The organism is Thioclava kandeliae (assembly GCF_040297545.1).
In the GTDB taxonomy this organism is placed as follows: Bacteria; Pseudomonadota; Alphaproteobacteria; order Rhodobacterales; family Rhodobacteraceae; genus Thioclava; species Thioclava kandeliae.
In genome coordinates, this window is sequence record NZ_JAYWLC010000056.1 from 1 (window position 1) to 4972 (window position 4972).

Sequence of the window (4972 nt, forward strand, 5' to 3'; positions counted from 1 at the left end):
TTGGCGGTGGAGGCCGTGCGCGAGCGGTCGCGGATATTGGCGACCTTGGTGTGGAAGTAGATCACCTCGCCATCGGGATCGGTGAGTTTCACCGACACATCGTCATTGGTGTTCGACTTGGCCTTGAGGATCTCCTGCCCCGCATCCGTGTCGCCGGTGAGGAGGAAGGTGAAGTCACAGGTGCCGCCATCGAGCGCGCCGTTGACGTGCAGCGTGCGGCCCTTGAGCGTGGTCTCGGTCGTGTCCTCGGACGTGTCCCCGATCTCGCCGAACTCGGTGATCTCGCCCACTTCGGCAAAGCCTGTGAGGGCGCCAAAGCCCGCCCCATCGAGCGTGGCGGGTTTGCCTTCGGCCACTTCGACGGTGGCGCCGATATAGGTGCGTTGGGTCATGGGTTATCCCTTCTTCTCGGAGGTGGTGGCGGGTTTGGTCTCCGCCGCGATCACGATCGCGCCCGAGCGGATGCGCCCGCCCAGCACATTGCGGTTGTCGATCAGATCGAGCACCGGTTGCGGCAGCTCGGTTTCTTTGCCGGCGGGCAGGACATGACCGCTCGGCAGGGTCAGATCACTGGCCCCGGTATTCTTGACCTTCGGCATCGCGAAGCTCCTTTGCTATGAAGAACGATCCCCGCGCCTTACCGGCGCAGGGGGTTGAGATATTGGAGCGTGAAGCTGATGACGGCGGTGCCGATCACCGCCTCGCCCTCACCATTGAGGGTGGTGGTGACCTCCTCGGGCGTGAGGGTGATCCGCTCGGTGCCGAAGGCCCCCATCACCGCCGCCTCGATCGCCTCGGCATCGCGGTCGAGCTGGTCCTCGATCTCCGTGCCGCCGAGGCGCTTGATCACCACCTGCAGGAGCACCTCGCGCTCGAAAGAGGCGAGCGTGCCGGGACGCCCCCGCTCGCGCGGAGTGGCCACGCCCATCACCGGCAGGTCATTGGCCGAGAAGTTCCCCGCCCAGGCCGAGACCAATGTAAAGCCCGCGAGGTCTGCGGAGGCCGCTAGCGCCTCATGCGCGAGGCGACGGAACTGGGTGCGGCTCATGTCAGACCTTGGAGAGCTCGCAGATGAGGAAGGCATCGGCGGCGGGCGAGCCCGAGGGACGGATCAGCGCGATGGTGTAGGTGTCACCCGTCTGCGGGTCGATCCGGTCCCCTTTGGCAAGATCCGGCACCAGATCCCGCCGCACCCGCCAGGTGGGTGCCATGATGGTGATCGGGTGGCCGTCCTGATCCTCGGCCTCGATCGGCTCGGCGCGGAAGATCGACTGGATCTCGCGTGGCGGGCCGATCTTGGGACTGTAGAGAACCGGATCTCCCAGCACCTCACCGAGGATCGAGGCCATCCCCGCAAAGACGCTCATCGGACCCCGCCATCGAGCAGCACGATGCCGATCTCCGACGGGTCATCGGCCGCCTCCAGCGCCACGCCCACGAGGCTATTGCCCGAGGCCACCGTGGTCACCACATCGCCCGCGGCCGCCAGATAGATCTTGGCGCCCACCGTCCAGGCCTGCGCCGAGGTCTTGGGCAGCTCGAACACACCGCGCCGGATCAGCGTCACCGGATCCCCCGCTGCAGCCTTGCCTTGCGCCACCCCCGTGATGGCCCCGATCTTCACCAGCTGGCCCGAGGCCACTGCGGCCTCCGTGGTCAGGGTGATGTTCTCACCCGCTTGCACATAGGTCTTCATCGCGATCTCCTTCTCGCTCCTCTGCAAACGACGACGGGCGCCACAAAGGGCGCCCGCTCGTCAGATCAATCTCGTTGCCTCACGCCCGATCAGGCGCCCGCGTTCTTGTAGGTGCCGCGATACTCGACCGCTGCCGCCCCAAAAATGTGGCGCGCATTCATCGTCACCACATCGGGGTTCATGCCATCAAGGGTCTCGACCGTCGGGGCCTCATAGCCTTCGAGATAGGCGTGCTGGATCGGCGGCATGTCGGAAGAGACCAGATACCAGGCGGTATCCGAGCCACCGGCCGCGGCGCCGAGATGCCCGACCGTCGAGGGCGTCAGTGAATTCGAGAACGGGTTCACATCCGCCGTCTTGGCCGGGGTGATCGTGGTGATGAACTGCCCCGCCACCATCTCGAGCGCGGGCGGCACGATCAGCCGGTCGGCCTCGATCGAGAGGAAGTCATCGCTATCTTTCGAGCCGAACGCCCGCTGCTCCCACATCGCCTTGCGGGCCGCCGCAATCGAAGCAACCGAGATCGCTGCCGCCGTTGCTGCGAGGTTGCCGTGATCGGCATGGAAGAGCGCCTTGCCATCGGATTTGAGTTTGGCGTTAGTGCGGAAGAGCGTCCAGACCATCGACGCCTCCATTAGCCGCGCGGCGGTGGCGAACTCGGTCGGGATGCGCTGGAAGGCCCCCATATCGTCATTGATCACCGATTCAAAAGTGAGGTTGATCGTGCGGCCCCGACGCTCGACCTTCAGACCTTCAGCCTCATCGACGAGACGCGCCTGCTTATACTCGCCATTCTCGCCCACGGGTTTGAGCTGGAAGTCGCCCCCGAAGCGCACCGCATGCAGCTCGCGGAAATCGGCCGCCGAGATCGGCGCGCCGGTCACCAGCTGCCAGCTGGCCGCGCGGCGCTGATAGGCGGCAAGGAGCGTGCGCTTCATCACCTCGGTGGTGATATAGGCAAAATCGCTGACGCCGAGCGCCCCGCCGGTCATTGTGGTGGCCATCATGCCGCGCTTGACCTGCGCTGCCTCGTCATAGCCGCGCGTGGCTCCGCCCAGATCCATCGCCATGCGCTTGATCCGCAGCCCGCGATAGTCCGCCGCTGGCCCGTCGGTCTTCTTCATCAGCGCCCCGATCATGCCTTCCATGCGGGTGTCGATCTCGTCGCGCGTAATGCGGGCGGGGCTGTGGCTCCGGGAGGGAGCTTCAGCCGCCGCCATCTGCGCCATGAAGCGGGTGCCGGCATCGCAGAGCGCCGTGCCATCATCGATGAGCGCATCGATATCGGCCTGCATTAACCGGCCCGAGGTCAGGAAGGGCGCGGCCATCTCGCGGATGCCCTTCACCCGCGCCCGCTCGGCCGCCACCGGATCGGGCTGCGGGGTGGCCATCTGGGGGGCCAGTTGCGGTGCTGGTGCGGGCGGCGTTTGCGGCGGGGTGCTCATCACCGGGGCCGGTGCGGGCGGTGTCTGGGTTTGGGTGGTCGTGGGCGTGGTCATCAAAATCTCCTTGGGTTTGGGGGTGGCGCGGCGGGCCGCGTCCGGAACACGGGACAGGAGCTGCTCGAAGCTCGCTCCAGCGCTCATGAAGGCCGCCTGCGCGGCCTCCATCGTGGCAAATTTTGTCAGGCTGACGGTGGCGGTGGGCGCGGCGTCTTCGCCCGCCACCTCATCGGCAAAGCCCTGCGCCACGGCCTCCTCGGGGCCATACCAGGTCTCGGCCTTCATGATCTCGCGGACCTCCTCGGGCGTCTTGCCCGAGGCGCTCGCATAGACCGCGGCATAGGTCTGGGCCGAGGCCCCGATCACATCGGCCTCGCGGCGCATCTCGGCTTCGGTCCCGAAGACAAAACCCGACGGATCATGGATCATCAGCTGCGAGCCCTGCGACATCAGGCGCCTGGTCCCCGCCATCAGAAGGAGCGAGGCGGCCGAGGCCGCAAGCCCCTCGACCACGATCGTTGTGCCGCCCGGATGGGCCGCGAGGATCGCGCGGATCTGCTCGCCCGCCCAGACATGCCCGCCGCCCGAATTGAGCCGCACGGTCACCGGCCCCTCGCCCATGATCTGCAGGGCATCGCGCACTATGCGCGGCGCGAAGAAGATATCGCTCTCGAGCATATAGCCCGCATAGTCATCAAGCAGCACCGTCCCGCTCAGGATCAGCTCGCCGCCTACGATCAGGTCACTCGCCTTCATCAGTCTCTTCCTTATTGCTATCGGCGGCCCGTCCGCTTGGAGGCGTCACCGGATCCAGACCGGCGGCGTTATCGGCGGCCAGATCCTGCGCCCGCTCGGCGCGGATCGTGTCGGGATCGCGGCCCAGCTCGCGCTGGGTGCGCTGGCGCGAGTTCAGCCCCGCCTCGACCTCCTCGATCATCGCGGGGATCTCCTTGGTCGGATCGACAAGGATCCGGCGCGGCGGCGTCCAGTCGATGGTGAAGGTGGGCAAGGCCGCCCCTTTGACCGCCAGCCCCTCGCGGAACCAGCGCTCCATGCCGCGACAGAACTGGCCGATCATCAGGCCCCGCTGCCACATGCGGATCAGCCGATCCATCTCCATCCGCCCCATCCGGCCCGAGGAGAAGTTCACGCCCTTCAGGTCGCCCGCGAGCGCCTCGTAGCTGATGCCCAGACCCATCGCGACCATGCCAAGGCCACGGCGCATGAACTCGTCATAGCCGTCGATCCTCGGCGGGGTGGTGAAGTTGGGCTTTGCGCCCGCGGGCAGGTTGACCACCGCCCCCGGGGCCAGCTCCTCGAGCCCCGCCCCCGCATTGGCCGGACGCGTGGCCGCATCCTCCCATTCGATCACCACCGCCATCAGCGCGGCCATCTTCTGCTTGAGGATCTGCGCCTCTTGGTAATCACCCAGCTCGCCCAGCGTCATCATGACAGGGGCCAGCCACGGCACACCCCGCAGCTGGCCCGCGCGATCAAAACGGCGGATATGCAGGATGTCGGAGTAATGCACCCGCGTGGAGCTCAGAGCCTTACGGTTCTGCACGGCGCCGGGATGCTCGTTATAGAGGTGATAGGCCTCGATCGCGCCGGTCGGCCCGTATTCGATCCCCTCCACCACGAGGTTCTTGCCATGCGATTGCACCGTCATATCGAGATAATCGGCCTCGATCAGCTCGACCTGATAGGGCAGCCGCAGCTGCGGATCATGGCGCGGGTTGCGCATGCGCCGGCGCACCAGCACCTCGCCATCGGCAAAGACCGTGGACATCACGATCCCCTGCATCTCGAAGAGGTCATACTCGCCAAGCGCATC

The 4972-nt window shown here is 66.4% G+C and carries 7 protein-coding genes; all 7 read right to left on the bottom strand.

Annotation, left to right across the window (positions count from 1 at the left end):
- Positions 1–392, bottom strand: a 392-nt coding sequence (locus tag VSX56_RS20345; RefSeq protein ID WP_350939345.1) for a hypothetical protein, incomplete at its 3' end; no start/stop codon positions are given.
- A gap of 3 nt (positions 393–395) precedes the next feature.
- Complete coding sequence (locus tag VSX56_RS20350; RefSeq protein ID WP_350939346.1) at positions 396–599, bottom strand: hypothetical protein; 204 nt, start codon at positions 597–599, stop codon at positions 396–398.
- A 38-nt stretch (positions 600–637) separates the two neighbouring features.
- On the bottom strand, positions 638–1048 hold the full coding sequence (locus VSX56_RS20355; protein ID WP_350939347.1) for a hypothetical protein: 411 nt from the start codon (positions 1046–1048) through the stop codon (positions 638–640).
- Between the two features lies 1 nt (position 1049).
- On the bottom strand, positions 1050–1367 hold the full coding sequence (locus tag VSX56_RS20360; protein WP_350939348.1) for a head-tail joining protein: 318 nt from the start codon (positions 1365–1367) through the stop codon (positions 1050–1052).
- A complete protein-coding gene (locus VSX56_RS20365; RefSeq protein ID WP_350939349.1) occupies positions 1364–1696 on the bottom strand; it encodes a DUF2190 family protein in 333 nt (110 codons plus the stop codon). Before VSX56_RS20365 ends, VSX56_RS20360 begins: the two co-directional genes overlap by 4 nt.
- Before the next feature lie 89 nt (positions 1697–1785).
- Complete coding sequence (locus tag VSX56_RS20370) at positions 1786–3894, bottom strand: head maturation protease, ClpP-related (protein WP_350939350.1); 2109 nt, start codon at positions 3892–3894, stop codon at positions 1786–1788.
- The coding region (locus tag VSX56_RS20375; RefSeq protein ID WP_350939351.1) for a phage portal protein at positions 3881–4972 on the bottom strand (1092 nt) is incomplete at its 5' end. The genes VSX56_RS20370 and VSX56_RS20375, both read right to left, overlap by 14 nt.